Origin of the sequence: Friedmanniella luteola, assembly GCF_900105065.1 — a bacterium.
Lineage (GTDB): Bacteria > Actinomycetota > Actinomycetes > Propionibacteriales > Propionibacteriaceae > Microlunatus > Microlunatus luteolus.
Map to the genome: position 1 here is coordinate 208,215 of NZ_LT629749.1, position 18,714 is coordinate 226,928.

The 18,714-nt window shown below is 65.1% G+C and carries 11 protein-coding genes; 5 read left to right on the forward strand and 6 right to left on the reverse strand.

What is annotated here, in order from left to right:
* The first annotated feature begins 151 nt into the window (after nt 1-151).
* Nucleotides 152-574, forward strand: a complete 423-nt coding sequence (locus BLT72_RS01010) for a response regulator (protein ID WP_091408897.1) — start codon at nt 152-154, stop codon at nt 572-574.
* 34 nt (nt 575-608) lie between these two features.
* Here BLT72_RS01010 and BLT72_RS01015 read toward each other — a convergent pair whose 3' ends face one another.
* Nucleotides 609-3,617, reverse strand: a complete 3,009-nt coding sequence (locus tag BLT72_RS01015; RefSeq protein ID WP_091408901.1) for a hybrid sensor histidine kinase/response regulator — start codon at nt 3,615-3,617, stop codon at nt 609-611.
* 182 nt (nt 3,618-3,799) lie between these two features.
* Between BLT72_RS01015 and BLT72_RS01020 the strand changes: the two genes are divergently transcribed.
* Nucleotides 3,800-4,303, forward strand: a complete 504-nt coding sequence (locus tag BLT72_RS01020) for a MarR family winged helix-turn-helix transcriptional regulator (RefSeq protein ID WP_157720214.1) — start codon at nt 3,800-3,802, stop codon at nt 4,301-4,303.
* Here the strand turns inward: BLT72_RS01020 and BLT72_RS01025 are convergent.
* Together BLT72_RS01025 and BLT72_RS01030 are read right to left on the reverse strand one after the other, a co-directional pair.
* Nucleotides 4,293-5,243 carry a quinone oxidoreductase family protein gene (locus BLT72_RS01025; RefSeq protein ID WP_091408908.1) on the reverse strand — a complete coding sequence of 317 codons (951 nt, stop codon included), beginning with the start codon at nt 5,241-5,243 and terminating at the stop codon, nt 4,293-4,295. The two genes, BLT72_RS01020 and BLT72_RS01025, sit on opposite strands and share 11 nt — an antisense overlap.
* A gap of 66 nt (nt 5,244-5,309) precedes the next feature.
* The gene (locus tag BLT72_RS01030; RefSeq protein ID WP_091408912.1) at nt 5,310-5,852 is read right to left on the reverse strand and encodes an NADPH-dependent F420 reductase; all 543 of its coding nucleotides are present in this window, start codon (nt 5,850-5,852) and stop codon (nt 5,310-5,312) included.
* A gap of 257 nt (nt 5,853-6,109) precedes the next feature.
* Between BLT72_RS01030 and BLT72_RS01035 the strand changes: the two genes are divergently transcribed.
* The 3 genes from BLT72_RS01035 (at nt 6,110) to BLT72_RS22020 (ending at nt 16,082) form a co-directional block, all read left to right on the forward strand.
* Nucleotides 6,110-6,703: a class I SAM-dependent methyltransferase gene (locus tag BLT72_RS01035; RefSeq protein ID WP_091408915.1), complete on the forward strand. Its 594-nt coding sequence runs from the start codon at nt 6,110-6,112 to the stop codon at nt 6,701-6,703.
* Nucleotides 6,704-7,339: 636 nt separating this feature from the next.
* Nucleotides 7,340-8,842 (forward strand): hypothetical protein, encoded by a 1,503-nt coding sequence (locus tag BLT72_RS22015; RefSeq protein ID WP_157720215.1) that lies wholly within the window; start codon nt 7,340-7,342, stop codon nt 8,840-8,842.
* A gap of 745 nt (nt 8,843-9,587) precedes the next feature.
* Nucleotides 9,588-16,082: a hypothetical protein gene (locus tag BLT72_RS22020; protein ID WP_157720217.1), complete on the forward strand. Its 6,495-nt coding sequence runs from the start codon at nt 9,588-9,590 to the stop codon at nt 16,080-16,082.
* A 1,257-nt stretch (nt 16,083-17,339) separates the two neighbouring features.
* Here the strand turns inward: BLT72_RS22020 and BLT72_RS01050 are convergent.
* Genes BLT72_RS01050 through BLT72_RS01060 form a run of 3 tightly spaced genes read right to left on the reverse strand, consistent with a single transcriptional unit; the run spans nt 17,340 to nt 18,662 of the window.
* Nucleotides 17,340-17,726 carry a VOC family protein gene (locus tag BLT72_RS01050; RefSeq protein WP_091408925.1) on the reverse strand — a complete coding sequence of 129 codons (387 nt, stop codon included), beginning with the start codon at nt 17,724-17,726 and terminating at the stop codon, nt 17,340-17,342.
* Nucleotides 17,713-18,069, reverse strand: coding sequence for a divalent-cation tolerance protein CutA (cutA, locus tag BLT72_RS01055; protein ID WP_231930259.1), 357 nt, complete (start codon nt 18,067-18,069; stop codon nt 17,713-17,715). Before cutA ends, BLT72_RS01050 begins: the two co-directional genes overlap by 14 nt.
* The gene (locus BLT72_RS01060; RefSeq protein WP_091416392.1) at nt 18,066-18,662 is read right to left on the reverse strand and encodes a helix-turn-helix transcriptional regulator; all 597 of its coding nucleotides are present in this window, start codon (nt 18,660-18,662) and stop codon (nt 18,066-18,068) included. Before BLT72_RS01060 ends, cutA begins: the two co-directional genes overlap by 4 nt.
* Nucleotides 18,663-18,714: the final 52 nt, after the last annotated feature.

Genomic DNA, 18,714 nt, shown 5'->3' on the forward strand with positions numbered 1-18,714 from the left:
GTCGAACAGGCGGGTGGGTCGCGTGGTTGAATGCGTGTCCCCACCTGGGTGGGCGCACGCTCGGGTCGGCGTCCCCCGACGTCGGTGGGTGGCTGGAGCGCTCGTGGCGGACGGCTGTGCGGCGACTGGAGAGGAACGGGGGAGCTTCCCGATGATTCGCGTGCTCGTCGCCGACGACCACCCCTTCGTCCGGGCCGGGGTGGCGGAGCTGCTGAAGTCGGCCGAGGGGGTCGAGCTGGTCGGTCAGTGCGCGGACGGCGCCGAGGTGGTGCAGGTGGCCGACGCCCTGGAACCCGACGTCATCGTGATGGACGTCGACACGCCCGTCCAGTCCGGGTTCGAGGCCACGCGTCAGCTCATGTCGAGACACCCGGACCTGCGGGTGATCATCCTGAGCGTCTCGGTCGTCACGGGCGGGGGTCCGGCGATGGCCGCCCGGGCCGGAGCCGTCGGCTACATCCTGAAGGGTCAGCCGGCGCACCTCCTCGAGGCGGTGCGCGCGGTCGCCGCCGGCGGAACGGCCTGGCCGCCCACGTTCACGCCGCCGACGAACGAGGCCGAGCCGGGCCGCTGACCGCGCCCTGCCGGACCGGTCCGGGTCCGCGGCCTCAGCCGACGAACTGGCGGTCCAGGTGCTCCTCGACGTCGCGGAACGCTCCGGCGACGGCCTCGACCGGCCCGCGCGGGTCCGGCTGTGCCTGGTCGAGGCATCGTTCGAGGTCCTCGCACCGCTCGGCCAGCTGCTGGGCGCCGAGGTAGAGCGCGCTCCCGCGCAGGCTGTGCGCCAGCCGCCGCAGCGTGGTCGTGTCGCCGGTCGCCACCGCCGCGCGCATCTCCCCGAGCTGTCGGGTCGTGGAGACGAGGAACAGCTCGACGAGCCCCCGGGTGCCGTCGCCGTGGAGCGCAGCCATCGCGTCCAGGTCGACCAGCGGCCTGGTCGGGTCGACGTGGCGGGCCTCGTCCACGTCAGCCGCTGCGGGCGGGGCGGGTCGGGGGACCCAGCGGTCGAGCACGCCGACGAAGTCGTCGAGGCGCACCGGCTTGGTCAGGTGGGCGTCCATGCCCGCGTCAAGACAACGCTGGGCGTCGCCCTCCATCGCCCCTGCGGTGAGGGCGACGACGGGGGTGTGACGGCCGTCCTCCTGGGCCCGGAGGGCCCGGGTCGCCTCGTAGCCGTCCATCTCGGGCATCTGGCAGTCCATGAAGACGAGGGCGTAGTGGTGCTGCCCGACCGCGGCCAGCACCTCGGTGCCGGTCCCGGCGACGTCGACGGTGCAGCCGAGAGCCTCCAGCATCTTCCGCGCCACGGCCTGGCTGACGGGGTCGTCCTCCGCCACGAGGACCCGCGTGGCCGGCCGGGGCCGGTCTGGGTCCCGCCCACCAGGTCGCGGGGCCGCCGGGCCGGGGGCCGACGAGGAGTCGGCACTGCTCAGGATCCGGGTCAGGCGGTTCCACAGGATCGACGGCCGGACCGGCTTGGTCAGCACCCCGTCGACCTCGGCGTCCCCGAGCTTCGCGCGGTCCCCGGTCGAGGTGAGCAGGACGCGCGGCGTCGCCGAGAAGCGTGCGTCGGCCGCCATCGCCCGGACCAGCCCGGTGCCGTCCATCCCCGGCATCTGGTAGTCGATCAGCGCCAGGTCGAAGCGGCCGCCGGCGTCGTGCCGCCGGCGCAGCTCGGCGAGGGCCTGGGCTGCGCTGATCACCGCGACCGGCTCCATCTGCCACTCCCGCAGGGTGCTGGCGAGGATGGTGCGGTTGGTCGCGTTGTCGTCGACGACCAGCACGCTCCGGCCGCTGAGCAGGTCACCCCCCTGCTCCTGGACCGGCGCCGCGGTCGCCGGGGCCACCAGGTCGACCTCGAACCAGAAGGTGCTCCCCTCGCCGACCTCGGTGACGGCGCCGATGGTGCCGCCCATCAGCTCCACCAGTCGCTTGGAGATCGCCAGGCCCAGGCCCGTCCCGCCGTGCCGTCGGGTGGAGCTGGAGTCGGCCTGGGCGAAGCTGTCGAAGAGGTGCGGCAGCGTGGCGGGGTCGAGGCCGGGGCCGGTGTCCGCCACCTCGAACCGCACGCGGAGCGTTCCGGCGGTCGCGGACGGGGCCACCACCGCGACCTGGATCACGACCTCGCCCTGCTCGGTGAACTTCACCGCGTTGCCCGCGAGGTTGAGCAGGACCTGGCGGATGCGGCCCGGGTCGCCCCGGACGACGGCGGGGATCTGGGTGTCGAGCTGGAGGGCCAGCTCGATGCGGTCGCTGTGCGGGGCGCCGGCCAGCAGCGAGGCGACCTCTTCGACCGTGCTCCGCAGGTCGAAGTCCTCCGCGTGCAGCTCGAGCTTGCCGGCCTCGATCTTGGAGAAGTCCAGGATGTCGTTGATGACGTCGAGCAGGGCGTCGGCCGAGGTCTGGATGGTGGTGACGTACTCGCGCTGCTCGGCGTCCAGGGCGGTGTGGGACAACAGCTCGGTCATGCCGATCACCCCGTTGATCGGGGTCCGGATCTCGTGGCTCATGTTGGCCACGAACTCCGACTTCAACCGGGACGCCTCGAGCGCACCGGCGTGCGCGCGCGCCAGCTCCTCGCGGCCGCGGATGCGGCTCAGCGCGGTCTCGACCATCAGCGACATGCTGTCGAACAGCTGGCGCTCGTCGGAGCCGAGCGAGGGCGCGTAGCGACCGGAGCCGGCCACGAGTGAGCCCGAGTGCAGCGTGGAGTGGGCCACGCCCGCCCGGTCGTGATCTTTCTGGTCACCGCCGGTGACCGACCGCACCAGGTCGGCGACGTCCGCCTCCGACCCCCGGCTCGCGAGGACCTGTCCTCGCGCGTCGAGCATCGCGGCCGCGCCGCCGCCGAGGAGGGTGGAGAGCACCGGGAGCACGGCCTGAGCCACCGCCTCCCGGCTGCCGGCACTGATCAGGGCCAGCTGCAGGTCGTAGATCCTGCGGTGCTCGTGCCGCCGCCACAGCAGCCGCAGCCACGCCGGAGGGACCAGGCCCAGCAGCCCGGCGCCCCCGGCGCCCAGGACCAGCACGGTGCTGGCCGTGCGGACGAGCTCGGACACGGCGGTCTGGGTGAGGAGGGACAGCAGGATGGCCGCCGACAGCGCGGTGGCCGAGAAGCTCAGCAGCTGCATCCGGCGCTTGGTGACCGCCGGTTCCCGCCGGCCGCCCCGGAGCAGCCGCAGAGCGGCGACGGTCGACAGCCCGACGAACTGGACGAGGAACAGGCCGAGCCACCACGACACCCACCACGGCTGCTCACCGGCGGCGGGCAGGTAGGGGAACGCCAGCATGGCGCCGGCGACCAGGGCCGTGACCGCCGCCGCGACCCGGGAGAGCGCCCGGTGGCGGTCGAAGGAGGCGGCGAACCGCAGGAGGCAGTACGGGTACAGGACGAGCGGCAGCAGCACGCCGACCTTGCCCAGCCAGAGCCGCCACCCCACCAGGCGCTCGGGCGAGGTCTGCGGCAGCGCCAGCCCCACCAGGGTGCCCAGGCCGAGACAGCTCAGCGAGGCGGCGAGCCAGGCCGTCGCGGCATCGCGCCGGCGCGACCACAGCACGAGCGAGGCGGCACCGAGGACGCCGAACAGCACCGCGTTGGCGATCCGCGCCGCTTCCATGACGACCCCACCTCCTCGCCACGGTTCTACCAGTTCCGCCCCGGCCGGACGCTGCACTTCGGAGATCTCGCGGCCTCCCGCAGAGCTGCGTGCCGATGGTTCACACGTGCACCGGGCGTAGGGTCGCAGCCATGACGGTGCGGTGGTTGGACGCGCGTGAGCAACGGGCCTGGCGGAGCCTCATGACCGTCCAGGAGGACCTGCCCGAGTTCCTCGACCGCAAGCTGCGCCAGCGGTCGGGGCTCTCGCGCGCCGACTACGAGGTCCTGGCCCACCTGTCCGAGGCGCCCGAGGGTCAGCTGCGCTCGTTCGAGCTGGGCGGGCTGCTCCGCTGGGAGAAGAGCCGGCTGTCGCAGCACCTCGGCCGGATGCAGACGCGCGGGTTGGTCGTGCGCTCGCGCTGCGCCACCGACCAGCGGGGAGCCGTCATCGCGATCAGCCCGCTCGGTCGCGAGCGCATCGAGGAAGCGGCCCCCGAGCACGTGGCGGACGTCCGGGAGGTGCTCATCGACCACCTCAGCGAGGCGGAGCTGGAGCTGCTCATCCAGGTCGGCGACAAGGTCCGCGAGCGGGTCGAGCAGCTCGGACGTGGACGCACCGACGGGGACGAGACCAGCGGGGAGGGAGCAGACCGTCCTGGCGACGCCGACCTCGGCGGGAGCAGGCCGCCGCGCCTCAGGGGGTGAAGACGACGCGCCTCCGGTCCTGCGTGGCGGCCCAGGACTCGGCGACCTGGCTCAGCGGTCGTTCGTCGACGTCGATGTGGAGCTCGGTCGTGCTGGCGATCTGCAGGACGTCGGCTGCCGCCTGCAGCAGCTCCGGGACCTGCAGCGCGCCGATCCCGCTCCCCATCAGGTGGATCGGGGTCGTGGCCAGCACGCTCGTCGGAACGGTGAGCGCTGCGCCGGCGGCGGCACCGGCCACGACGTAGCGCAGCGGTGCGCCACGCTTGTGGCGGCCCGCGATGGCGGCCAGGACGGCCTCAGTGGGGGAGCCGGCGAGGTAGTCCAGCACGACGTCGAGGTCTCCGGTGTGGCGCCGCAGCGCAGCGTGGAGGGCGTCGGGCTCGAGGGTCAGGTCGACGGTGTCGTCGGCGCCGAGCTCGGCGAGCCGGGCCAGGGCAGTGGCGTCGCGACCGGTGGCGATGACCCGGCCGGCACCGAGGTGCTGGGCGATCTGGACGGCGACCTGCCCGGTGATCCCGGTCGCGCCGTTGATCAGCACGGTCTCACCCGGACGCAGGCCGGCGCGCGTCCGGAGCGCGGCGACGGGCGAGGTGCCCGGGTTGAGCAGGGCCGCGGCCGGCACGTCGCCGACGTCGTCCGGCAGCGGCAGGCAGAGTGCGTCGCGCACCAGCGTCCGCGCGGCCATGCCGCCGAACGGCGGCTCCGGCAGCAGGAAGCCGACCCGCTGACCGGTGTCGGTCCGGCCCACCCCGTCGATGCCGGGGACGAGCGGGAACGCGCCGTCCGCGAGGTAGTGGGTCCCGATCGCGCGCGCCCGGGTGGCGGTGGAGAGTGCGGACGCGGTCACGTCGACGAGGGTGAACCCGCTGCGCGGAGCAGGATCGTCGAAGTCGGTGTACACGGGCGGCTGGTCCGGGCCGAGGACGACGGCGGCCTTCACGAGAGCCCCGACGTCAGTGCGGGCACGGGAGTGGTGAGGACGAGCGGGTGTCGTGCCATCGGGTGGTCAGAGCTGGCCGGGGGTGGCGAACCGGTAGAAGACGCCGCCGACGGGCTGCACGCCCATCAGGAGCCAGACCGCGTCCTCGAAGTCCCTGGCGCGCGACAGGTCGCCGACACGGACCGGGTCGAAGCCGGCGTCGCGGACGAGCCGCTCCGTGACCTCGCGGGCGCCGTCGTCACCGACGTAGAGGGTGCTCGGACGCACCCGCTGCTCGCGCACGACGTCCAGCAGGCGGCCGAAGTTCATGTTGAACGCCTTGGCGACGGGCGCGAGGGTGAAGGACTGGACCTCGTGGGCGTACGAGTCGAAACCGCCGTGCCGGGCGGGCAGGACGTTCGTCGCGTCGATCGCCGTCTTGCCGGCGAGCCCGGTCACCGCGCTCAGCGCTGCGGAGATGCGCGCGCCCGGCACGGCGACCAGGACCACGTCGGCGTCCGACACGTCGCCGCCGTCGCGCCCGAGGCCCGTGACCTGATGACCGGCGCCGCTCCAGAGGCGGCCGAGCCCGCCGCCGATGGTGCCCCGTCCGATCGTGGTGATCTTCACGGCGTCTCCCTCCAGATTGGTTGATGTGTGAACCAGACCCTACGCTCTTTGGTTCACATGTCAACCGGTTCGGCTGCTCGGCGGCCCCGCGGTGCGCCGGGTGCGTGCCTCCGGCGCCGACGCCGACGGCCTCAGGTGGTCGTGGCCGACCCGGCCGTCAGCTGCTGGCGGCTCGTCCTCACGAGCTCCGGAGGTCCGGGCGGCCCAGCTCCTGCGGTCACCCGGAGGCGGGAGAACGTCCCGCTAGGGTGCGGAACATGCCGTCAGCCATCCTCGTGCGTCGATACCAGCTGTTCGACTCGATGCTCGGGCTGCTGCCCAGGGGTCGCCTCGTCGATCTCGGCACCGGGCACGGGGCCTTCGCCCTGCGGGCCGCTCAGCAGGGCTGGCAGGTGACCGGGGTGGACGCCCGGGCCGACCGGATCCCGGATGACCCCACCGTGACGTGGCAGATCACGGACATCCGCGAGGTGGACCTCGCCCCGTACGACGTCATCGCCTGCCTGGGGTTGTTCTACCACCTGGAGCTGGAGGACCAGCTCGCGTTGCTCCGACGCTGCGCCGGGACCCCGCTGATCCTGGACACGCACGTGGACAACGGGGGCGGCAAGCATCCACTGAGCGAGCGGCAGACCTTCGGTCCGTACACCGGCAGCTACTACCGGGAACCGGGCCGCCTGACGTCCTCGTGGATCAACGAGCGCTCGTTCTGGCCCACGCCCGAGACGCTGCACCAGATGTTGGCCGACCACGGCTACCCGGTGGTCCTCGAGGCGCACCCGTACGTCGTGCCCGACCGGACCTTCTACCTCGCCCTGCCGGAGCCGCGGCCGGTCGGCGACGAGGAGTAGCGCGGCGGCACGAAGAGCAGGACCGGGACCGCCGGAGCCCCCCGGCAGGTGGACGCTCCGGCGGGGCGTCCGACCTGGTGAACTGGCGGAGGATACGAGATTCGAACTCGTGAGGGCTTTCACACCCAACCCGCTTTCCAAGTCCCCTAGCCGGCGGTTCGGAAGCACCAGGAGCGTCGCACGAGCCGGGATGGAAGCCACCGTGGGCCTACATGTACGGGGACGGACTCCCTCAACTGAGACTAGAAGTGAGACTGCCCAGGGCTTCGTTTCCCACTGTCCCGGCTGGAACGGCGCTAGTGCGCGGAGGGGCTGCCGAGCCCGATGGGTCAGGGCACGTCGATGCCTGACCGACCCAGTGGCGATCTCCCCAGGTCACGGTGGTAGGACAACGGCGTCCTCATGTCCCGGAACTGCTACCAGGTGAGCAGCAGCGGACGGCCAGGCGGCGCAGGCCTGCCCTACAGCCCAGAGCGAGTATCGATGGCGGGTCCGGCGGCCGTAGCGGGCTCCACCTGATAACGTCCGGACCCAGATCGCTGACGTCGAGCGTGCCCCGATGGTGGGGGTCGTAGATCATTGATCTAGGACGAGGTTCGACCCCTCCGCGCTCGCATCCAAGACAAGGTGACCTAAGTGAGCACGACGTTGAGATGGAAGGTGCTGACGCGGCTCAGCCGCGAGGTCGGACGACCCGCCGATCTCGAGACCGTTGCCTTCGTTGCCCAGCCGAGCACCGGTATCTACTCTCAGTTCTCCCTGCCGCTCAACCGGTCATATATTCCTCTCGCGCTCATCCCGACCGCAACCTTCTACCAGGCTCTGCGAAGTCATCTGCGGGGGACGGGTCTTGAGGAGCTCGCGTCCAAGAGTCCGCGGACAACACTCCCTGGCCTAGGGGACTGTGCTGTTTCGATCCAGCTGCGGCTCTATACACCCAACATCTTGGTGATGACAATCACGGTCGTCTCCGCCGTAACCGGCTTGCTTGAGGAGAGTTTCCAGAACTTAGTCTCACTACGAGCGATGAGTGAAGGCCTCCGCAAGTACGCACGTATCGTCGCGGGAATCGTGGATTCAGGTGAACATAAGCGTCCCAGTGAAGGTATGAATCTCCGAGTGGTGCCGGCTTATCACTTGTCATATGACGCAGACCAGCGGGGGCGTCGCCTAGACGACCTAGATGTGGACTACGAAAGAAGAGTAGTGGCTCTTCTAATCGGCGCTAGCGAGCCAGATTCCCTACAGCCGACTCTAGTTTCTGACATCTTGTATGAGAATCGAGAATTAAACGCGAAGGACAGCAGGCAACTGCTGTTGCTCAATAAGCAGGGCCTTCTCCTGCTCGCCGACCGTAAGTCTCGAGCGGGTGATGCTAGGGTCCGGTTCTCGCGCAACTTTGATCTAATCGAACTTGTGAGAGTTTTCCAGCTGTTCCTTGAGGAATTCCCACAGAATCGCCATGGACGGGAGAACTTCGTAGATTACATTTATGCGCAGATTCGGTCCTTCCTGATGTATCCGGATGCGGTGCTTGCTCAGAGTTACACTAACCGACTTGCATGGCAGTTGTTGGTGGACTCTCATCGTCTAGTTGATCAATTCGACATGATCCAAGCCAATAACTCGCGCATCGTGGAGCAAATCGACCAGAAACAGCCACTCTTCGCGCAGGTTAGCGACCGTTGGTGGAAGTCGCCAGATTTCGGATCTGAGTTCGATATCGCAGCGTTGGCGATGTCCAAGACGCTCGGACGGTTGACGGATAGTGCACTTCGTCTCAGCATCCTTGAGGATCTCAGGGAATCGGAGACGAGTTTGGCCGGCAAGAATCACAAGGCAGCTGTTGTTATGGCAGGAGCAGCCGTTGAGGCCATGTTGCTAGCGTTGCTCGAACAGGAGACATCGCTTCCCGTCAATCGTCTCCGCAACATGGGACTGCACGAGCTAGTAGAGGCTGTGAGGAAGGAAGGCCTCGTCTCGGACGAGGCCATGCTCGACTTGCTCGATAATACTTTGCGCCAATGGCGCAACTTCATCCATCCCGGGAAAGCGTTGAGGACCGGTGTGTCCTTAACTGAGGATCATGCAACTATCGTTGCGACAGGAGCCATTGCCCTCGCCAAGTCGCTGACCTGAGGTGCCCGAGTGGCCGAGCAGGAGATGCCCTTAACGTGCGTTGTTCAGCGGGCCGAAATGCAACGTATGTGCGTTCGATCTCAAGCCGATCAGGTACTAGCAATAACCTGAACTGTGCCTCGTCAAGTTGCAGGACGCACCTATTCGCAGGATAGATCGTTCCTTCCCCCTAAAAGTTAAGCACTCGCTGGGTGATCCTTTAACCCGGGATCATCAACGCGCTTCTCCCGCCTACTCTCTATCTGTATAGTTATCAATCTTAATCGGGAGTGGTAGGCGGCGGCCGCGAAGCGGCCCGCAGCGAAGCGAGGACACGCGGAGCGGCCCGAGCGCAGCGAGCGAGCTTGATCTAGTAGAGCCAAAATCGGCAGAGGCGAGGTGCGAAACTCCTGGCGCGACCACCAGCAGGGTCTTCACCTCACCTGAAGGAGCCCTAACATCTCCCGAGCCAGTGTTGCTTCGAGCCCCTAGCCGACCCTGACCGACGGGCGCTGCTGTACCCTCTCTTGCTATCGGCAGCGGACGCCACTTGCAGGAGTTTGCAACGCGAAGTTGTGGAACCGGACGAATGGCTAATCTGGCGTGAATATCCTCTCGCAACGACATGTGGGCCCTGACCAGCTCCACGCACAAGCACGGTCTCGGTCTTAATCCGGCAAGACGGTGCAGGACGATCGGACGGGCAGATGATGAGTGAGAGCATTTCCCTGATCGAAGCATCGGCGGCAACAGTGGGATATCATCCGTGGTGAGGCCAGACACTCTTCGTGCCAGCAGAGACGGGGATCAGTTCCACTACACCTGGGCGGCGCGCCAGTCGCTGCGGTTACTGGACGCGAGTTCCGGTCTAGCAGCGATTCTCGTAGAAGCCGTTGACCCGAGCGAGCATCGACGTCAGAGCGATCAGCGCCTGGATCAGCCGGGCGCAACGGATGAACAGCTGCGGGACGAGGACGAGGCCTCAACGTCGTCCACCGGCGATGAGGTGATCGACCTAGCCGAGTATTGGGGATCCAGCGATATCGACAACGCCGACCAGGTCGTGTACCGACAGTTCAAGCACTCGACTGTCCATCCTGATGAACCCTGGACTTTCTCATTTCTCACTAAAACGATCCTAGGGTTTGCGCGAAAGTATCGAGTCCTCAGTAGAGATCACCCTGCAGCGTTGGCCAACGTCTCCTTCGAATTCGTCACGAATCGTCCGATAGCCGATTCAGCCTCGATTCTCCTTGAGGAGCTCCGGCAGGCGAAGAGTTCGCGAGCCTCAGACACTGTGCGAGAAAAACTAGAGAGTGTCATCGACGGAAAGGATATCGCAAGATTCGCCGGTCAGATCAAGGTCGACGATCAAGCGTCGTCATTGCGAAAGCTGCGCGCACTACTAGCGGTGCAAGTCGCAGACTTCCTTCCTGGTGCTCCAGGCGATCAGGACCTCCTCTTGCGCGAGATGATCGCGAGCCGCGCCACGTCGATCGTTGGCCACCAACCGGCGGTTCGTCGCGAAGACGTCCTAGCCGCGCTGAAGACCTCGGAGGATCAGCTTCTACCCGCGCCAAACCTGATCAGCGCGCGTGCCAATTCCGTCAACAGACACCAGTTTGAGCACGTCAGTAGAGAGATACGCTCCGCCCAGGGGCGTCCCGTCGTCATTCACGGCCCTGGAGGTGTCGGAAAGAGCGTCTTGTCGATGACTCTCGAGCGAACCGATTCTCCTGGATCCGCAACATTCGTCTATGACTGCTTCGGTAATGGCTCCTACCGACGGCCGAGTGCTGCTAGGCATCAAGCGAAGCAGGGGTTGATCCAGCTCGCTAATGAGTTCGCCTCCCGGGCTCTGTGTGAACCCCTGATCCCCTCGGCGACCGCCGACGACTCGGACTACGCCAGGGCCTTTCTCCAACGTCTTGAAAGGGCGGCGGCGGCGCTTGCTGCAGGCGCACCTGATGCTCTGCTTACTATTGTAATCGACGCGGCAGATAACGCCGCGATGATTGCTGAGGACCTGGGTGACCGGTCATTCGTGATTGGCCTGCTCCGCGAGTCCCTCCCCGTGAATGTCAGGCTGGTTGTGACCTGCCGTACTGAACGAAGGCACCTCCTCCGACTTCCGGCGAATCACCTAGATTTGTCCCTCCGTGGGTTCGAGCTCGACGAGACTCGGGCACATCTGGAGCTGACCTTTCCCTCAGTATCCACCGCCGACGCAGCCGAATTTCATACTCGAACAAGTCATAACCCCCGTGTACAGGCGACTGTGCTGGACGCGACGACAAGTCTGCAAGAGGCTCTTGACTGGCTCGCACCAACGCCCGTTTCCGCGAGCGTCGCACTCGACGCCATCATTGGACGACAGGTGGCGGCCGTACGAGATAGCCATCACATCTCGACCGCCGAAGTCGACGAGATCTGCACTGGGCTCGCTGCACTTCGTCCAATGATCCCTGCCCGGGTACTCGGCGAGCTCGCAGGCGTCGACGAGTCGGTCGTGCTCAGCTTCGTTGCGGACTTGAGGGGGCCTTTGCTCATCGATGGCGGAACTGTTCAGTTCCGCGACGAACCCACTGAAACGTGGTTTCGAATCACCTACCGGCCGAAGGGTGCTCAACTCGACGCTTTCCTCGATCGCCTTACTCCGCTAGCAAATCATGATGCCTACGTTGCAACATCGCTGCCCGCGCTTCTTTTCGAGGCGCGACGGTTCGATGACCTGGTAGACCTCGCGTTATCTGATGACGCACTTCCCGACAATATGCTTCCGCCCACTCAGCGCAACGAACTTCAGAGACGCGAAATCGCTCAACAGAGGACGCATTTCGCGCTCACGGCCGCGCTGCGTCAAGATGGCGATCTCGCCGCAGCCAAGCTTGCGCTTCGCCTGGGTGCGCTCACCGCAGGCCGCACTCGACGACTATCGCTAATAGCTGATAACACCGATCTCGCAGCCCAATTCCTTGAGCCTCACTTGCTGGAGCAGTTGGTTGCCAATCGAAGCATCCTTCGCTCTTGGCCAAATTCCAATCTGTTGTACGAGGGCGCACTTCTCGCCGGCGCCCCAGGTCAGACGGATCAAGCCCGGAATCGCCTTCGCAGCGCCACCACCTGGGTCCGCGCGTGGACGCAACAAGCGATGCGCGACGGTACTGATTCAAGCATCACCGAACAGGACATCCTGCAGATTGCTTGGGGTCTGATCAACACCGATGGGCCGGGAGCTTGTGTCGAGTACCTTCGACGGTGGAAACCGCGGACTCTTGCCTTCGATGTGGGAGTTCAGGTCGCTCGCAGGCTGGCAGACGCAGGACGTCAGGACGACATTCACTCGCTGGCTCTCAAAGCCCGGGGAAAGCACCTAAAGTTTGCTATCGCCCAAGTCTGTGCTGAACGAAACTTGATCACCCCTCCGGATGTGACAAGGCGCCTACTGGCATGCTTGGTGCGCCGACGCAAGCGACTCTCACCTAGCCGGCACGTCGACCAGCCAGGGGCGGCGCCCTTGAACGAGCAAGTCGAGCAGGGTCTCACAGCGACGACTTGGCTCCTGACGCAAGCGCTATCGGCAGGGATTGTGACACCTGTCGAGGCTCTGCGCGTATTGAACCTCTATCTTCCTACCGACATGGGCTACCGAACAGGCGAGTTCCACCGGCATGACATGTGGCAGCCTGTACTCGGCTTTGCGCTACGTGCTTGGTTAGAGGGCCATGAACTGACAGCGACCGAAATCGAAGGCGCGGCGGTCAGCAAAGCAAGAGGACGAGAGAAGTACGAGTCCTCGCGAGTCCTCCGCGCGTATGAAGCCAACGTGACGCCGCTGGTGTCCTGGGCGACGCTGTGGACCAAGTACCACTTGGAGCCAACCCCAGAACGGTTGCTCGAAGTATCGGAGCGAGCGAGATCCTTTCTGGCTCGGCAGAGGAGAAGCGAGTTTCCCGGTGAGGAAGTTGATGGACCTCAACTTAACATCACCGTGTCCGTAATTGTTGCTCTGCTTGTCGGGAATTCGACTCTGGTGCCCGCTCAGGAAGTTATAGAGTTCTGCGAGCGCAACCGAGCACGTCTCTGGAGATCGACTCTTATCCTCCTCACCCAGCAGGCCAGCTCCAGCCCCGTACTCGCTGTAACCGCTGCGAGACTGGCCCGCCAAGTTCATGCGGATTTGGCTACGGCCCGAGAAGACGCGTACGAGAAGGCAAAGGATCTGGTCATGCTGGCGCGCGCCACTCTCCGAACATCTGCCCATGAGGCTGCCGTTCATTTCCAGGCAGCGTTAGAGACCTCCAATGCCATTGGGGACGACGTGTGGGAGCGGTGGGAGGCACTGCTCAAAGTGGCCCAAGTTGCGGGCGAGACCAGCGGTGACGAGCCCGGACGCGCCTACAGGCTAGGCCAGATTGCGGAGGGGATTGAGGCCTACCTCGGAGACTCTCTGGACTACACGCGAGTAACAAGGATCGCCGCGGGCCTTCATCTTCCGGAGGCCTTGGCGCTCGCGTCGCGCTGGAGAGATCGACGCGTTGCTCCAGTCAGTCGCCTCGCTGAAGCATTCTGTGGCGGCGGTAGTGCGTTGGTGCTCCAGGACCCGGCTATCGTGCTCGCACTATTGCCGCTCTGCGACCGTGACCCCGAGTTGGAGGTTCTGGCGACCGCCCTCAAAGCCTCCGCCGCGCCGCCAGGTGAAGCCATCATGTCGCTTCTACACTTCCTGCGCGCAAGGCCCCTCCCGCCCGAATCGCTAGACTGGCTACTGACGGAAGTCGGCCTCTCCCGAGCCATCATCGCTGCAGCGGATCCCTCCCTGCTGCCGCAAACCCTGAGGGACGGCCAAGGGCCAATCATCCCTAACTCCATTGCACGAGACTGGGGTAGTAGGAGGGACGACGATTTGGCTCGTCCGATGTACGGCGAGTTTGACCTACAAACCACGGGTGGGTGGGCTGGGGCTCTGCAGCGAGCCCATAGCGCCAATGACACTGCCGGCCTCTTCAACCACGTGATGAGTGGTTCGCCGTCTCCGGCGGTCATCGCGGCGTTCGGTAAATGTCCTGCGGTCACCGAGTGGGATCTGTCGCGTTTTCTTGCTTCATTGGTCAAGTCGGACCTCTCGATGGGTGCTCAGGCAGCCCTGGACGCAGCGCTGCAAGACCTACTGTCCCGGCTGGGTGCCGCCCATCTACTCGTGTCCTATCGTCTGGTTGATGTCTCGCTCATGCGTCGCCTCACCGGATTCGACACTGACTACGAGCGGGTGGCGAGCCGCGCCTTGGCGAATCAGGTCACCTTCAGCGCGGAGCAAGCGTTCGCTCTGGCGGGGCACCTTGCAGCTCGACTCGGTCCAACAGACAGGCTCGATCTCCTCGACGCTGCTACCAGTCTGTTTGACGACGCGGTGCCACTGGACCGGTTTGGCGGACATCGCCCCATTGGGATGGCGGGAGCTGTGGACATCGCCACGGCGGTGGCCTGTCTGATTTGGGCGGCTCTGGGCGACCCGGCTCCTGAGACTCGTTGGCGAGCGGCGCACGCAGTACGACTAATCGTCTCGCATGACCTGTCGAACTTGGCTGATCGTCTCTGCGAGGTGGCGATTGGCACCGTCTCTACCGTTCCTTTCAGGGACTCGAGGCTGCCGTTCTACGAGAAGCATGCAACGCAGTGGCTTGTGATGGCAGTCTCAAGAGCTTCCCGCGATGCGTCGCCGAGGAGTTTCGCGAGGTTCGCTCCAATAATGACCAAGGTCATAAAGAGCGCTCCGCACGCGGTTAATACCCCCATGGCCAGAGAGATCTTGCTGCTCCTTCTTAGGTGCAATTTGCTTTCGGGTGACCCGCAAGAGTACAACGGCCTGCAAAAGCGCGGTGCACAGATCGGAGTAGTACGTCGCACGATTCGAGCCCGTCAGTTGAACGTTAGAGCATTCGCAGATTTGGTCGGAATGGCGGCGGCTTACTCCTTGGATGACCCGACGGGGAACGTCAACTCGGAGGAGGGCCTCGGTTCCCCAGACAGAGATGCGATCGAAGCTCGATTCGAGGACAGTAACAACGAGGACGACGAAGACGACAACCAATTTAGGTTCTTCTTCGACTTTCGCCAATATTGGTGTGATGAGCTCGGTGAAGCGTTTGGCCTGACAGGTATGTCGATCCAAAGGCTCGTGCAAGAGGTTCTGCTTGAGCGGTGGAAGATCGCTTCGCGGGGCCGCTCCGAGGATGATCCTCGCGCCGAGCTTCGGCTGTACTCGGAAGGCCGTCAGACCTACAAGAGCGATTGGCCCAAGGAAGAGGATCTAGACTTCTACTTGGCCATTCAAGGGTTGTATGAGGTGGCCGGAAGCCTATTGCAACTACTACCGGTCGCTCAGACTTACGACGAGGACCTAGAGTCAGGGGAGACGGCATACTCGCGATTCCTGGCCCGCCATACGCCCACTCGTAGTGATGGCCGGTGGCTCGCGGACCGTAGAGATGCACCACCAACTTACGCAATGATCCGGTCAGGATCAGGCATGGCTAGCCGCGCTCAAAGCGAGGATAGCGAGTGGGTCTCCCATATCGATGTCCAGAGCTTTCAGCGCGAGCTATTAGCCGAACCCGGTCGCCTCGCCGTGTCGGCTTATCGCTCTACTCGAGATTACGACAGGAGCGAGACGGTCCGTGTGATGAGCGCCTTGGTGACGCCAGGTACGGCCCCCGCACTGCTTCGTGCCTTACAAACCTCCCCAGACAAGCGCGCATATCGGATCCCGGACGCCACCGACCGTGACTACTCATCGGCGGTGCACGGGTTCGAGCTTACCGGTTGGCTGGAGCCACAGAACTACTCGGAGGGACTAGATTCTAAGGATCCATTCGCAAGCGGTGTCAACTTCCCGCCGGAGCGCCCGTACACCGGGATGGCTGGCCTTGACGATCTCGTCCCGGACGCCGACATGAGGCTGTGGACGGACGCCAGGAATCGAATCGCCTTCGTGTCGCGCGTCTGGGATGAATCCCAGGGCGGTACTTCGCCGCAAAGCGTCCAAGGATTCGAGTTGCTTGCGGACGAGATGACGCTCGGAGCGCGGCTCGAAAGCCTGCGTCGCTGGCTGATCATCGAAGTAGAGATCCAGCGGAACGTCAGTTCCAGCAGCTCGCGTTCGTATGGCATGCCTAGCAATGATGAGGAGCGGTTGGAGCATCTAGACCCTTACACTAAGTACTTCTTGATCGACTTCGACGGAGCCCTGCATGAACTCTGATGCTGACCCTGTTATGCGGCTTGGTCGTGACATGGCGGCTGCGCTGGACCACAGCGACCTGGTTGGTCGGTGGATGTCGCATCACCTGGCGGATCTGCTTACTCGGTGCGAGGCAGAGCCTGAGAACGAGACGCTCGCTGCAGAAACCAGACAGGTCATACTGAAACTGTGGGAACACAAGGCGGGGGGACGGTTTCGGCGCACACCTCTGGAGTACCTTCAGCCCGTTCTCGCCGCGCTCTCCCGCCTCGAACCCGACCCTCCGCCTTGGGGGTACTACCGGAGTTTGTCGCCTGAGGAGCAGCCAACTGCGAAGGACCTCAGCCACTACCCGATCCTGCGGGCCGCCTGCGACGCAGATCGCGAGTTCGGGAGTCTTGTGCGCCTTGCGGTAGCCCTGGCCTCAGAAGAAGCCATGGATCGTGAGGAGCCGTGGGTTATGGCGGGTATCGCGCTCGGAGGCACCGAGGTAGACGACGCCCTTCGGCTCTTACAACGGCAATTGCGGAGGTATCGCCAACTTGCATCCGAATACTCCACGGAGTCTGACCCAGACGACGGGACCTCCGGCACAGAGGCGAACGTGCTCGCGCTGGACGCGCTTCCATCCGAGTTTGGCGATAGTCCGGGCTCTGCCGAAAGGTCTGGACCTGAAGATGTCCTGCGCACTGCACTTCGGACGGCGATTGAACGGTGTGCGCAGCTTCTATCGGATCTCGACCGTTTGAGTGCCAGTCGAAGTGGGTCTTAGCACGCGCCCTCGCCGTCTCCCGTTGCGTCTGAAGGTTCGCTGATGCTCGGGGCGATTCGCTCCGTATCGAGTCAGCGGAAAGTAGAAGGTGCCCTTGTGCTCCGCGGCCAGATCCTCGTCCAAAGCAACGATCTGGTTGACAAGGGAGGCAGTTGAACCGAGGTGATCCGAGTTGGGAAGTCATGAACAGGGTCAAGCCGGGCCGTCCATCCCGGCGTCGTACGCTCGAGTCCGGGCCGGGGAACCCGGTGTATTGGGGGACGACGGTCGCATGCTCTAGCAATTCCGACCACCCGACGAGTCCCAGGGCCTCGCCACGCGTCGACCAGTGGAGCACCCGGTCTCCCGGCTGTACCTGGCTCGCGAGGTCATATTCCCAGATGAGCCGCGGAAGCTTGGGGCTGAGCAGGGGGCCGTCCAGGTCTGCTCGGTCCGTGATTTGCGTCTTAGCATGTCCGCTGTTCCGGTCGTCATCCCCGCTGACTTGGCGCGTCGCCGCTCAACGCTCAGGGCCAGGGGAAGTCGTCGGGTGGTTGCAGGACACAGAACTCGTTGCCGTCAGGGTCGGCGAGTACGTGCCAGAGCCAGTCGTGCTCGAGTAGCGGTTCGTCGGTGATGACGGTGGCTCCGAGCTGCGTGAGTCGTTTGACTTCGGCGTCGAGGTCGCGAGTGCGTAGATCTAGGTGGAGGCGGTTCTTGTCGCTCTTGGTCTCGGGCACCTGTTGGAGGAGCAGTTCGACGCCGCCTCGGGCTTCGGCTACGAGTTGTAGGTAGGGGCCGGACTGAGGGTACGGGCAGTCGTAGCCGAGGGCGGGGCACCAGAAGTTGGCTGAGCGGTCGAGGTCGGCGCAGTCGAGGACGATCAGGAAGGTGCCGTGATCATAGGTCTGCATGCGCTCGCTCGCTCTCGGACGTCGTGGAGTCGAGGATCCAGGCGCGGTAATTCGGGTCTGCTCGGGTGATTGGCAGGCTGATGACGCAGGGGACGTCGTAAGGGTGCTCCTCGTTGGTGATGGCGATGATGGCCGGCACGCAACTGGTGCGCGTGTGGAGCGCTACGCGGGTCTCGCTTCGGTCGTGGACGGCTCCAGCCCAGGTGTAGATGGAGCGGATCGCAGTGTGGTGTCCGCAGGCGGCAAGGCGAGCGTCGACCAGCTGGCGGGTGAAGTTGAGCAGCCATGCCTCGTCAGGTGCGGTGATCACGACCTCGCACACCTCTTCGGGATCGGCGGTCACTGGTCGTTCTCGCTCAGGTGCGTGAGCAGCTGCTGGGCGGCCTCCTCCGAGCGGGCGATGGCTGACCATCCGGTGACGACCGGGCCGTCATAACTGAGGCCGGTCCAGCGGCCGTGCAGCTGGTGGCCGTGCGGATGGACGACCAGGTAAAGGGTGCCCTTGGAGCGGACGGCTTGGTCGTCTGCGGCGTACCAGCCCATGAGGATCTCGTTGTCCCACAGGCGGAGCTGGCCGCGCCACAGGTAGCCGCCCTCCTCAGGGCTGATGCCGCGATCGAGGGCGACGATGTCGAGTTCCGAGCCTCGTTGCCTGATCTGGATCGGCTGGGAGGTGTGGACCTCCTGACCGTCCTTCCACGTCTGCCAACCGGCCCACCACTCGCCCGTAATCTTCAACCGTTGCTCGGTCTGCCCGGCGAGCTCGTCGATGCTGATCCCCAGGGCCTGGGCTATGGCTTTAGCGACGGGCAGCGTCGGCTGTGCTTCGCCAGCCTCGTAGCGGCGGATCTGACGTCGGTCGAGGCCGACGACGCCGGCTAGCTCGGCTTGCGACAGCCCAAGCGCGGCTCTCCGCTCTCTCATCACGTCAGCCATGTCCACGCGCCCATTCTGGCCGACCGAACCAGAAATGTCCCATCGAGGCAGG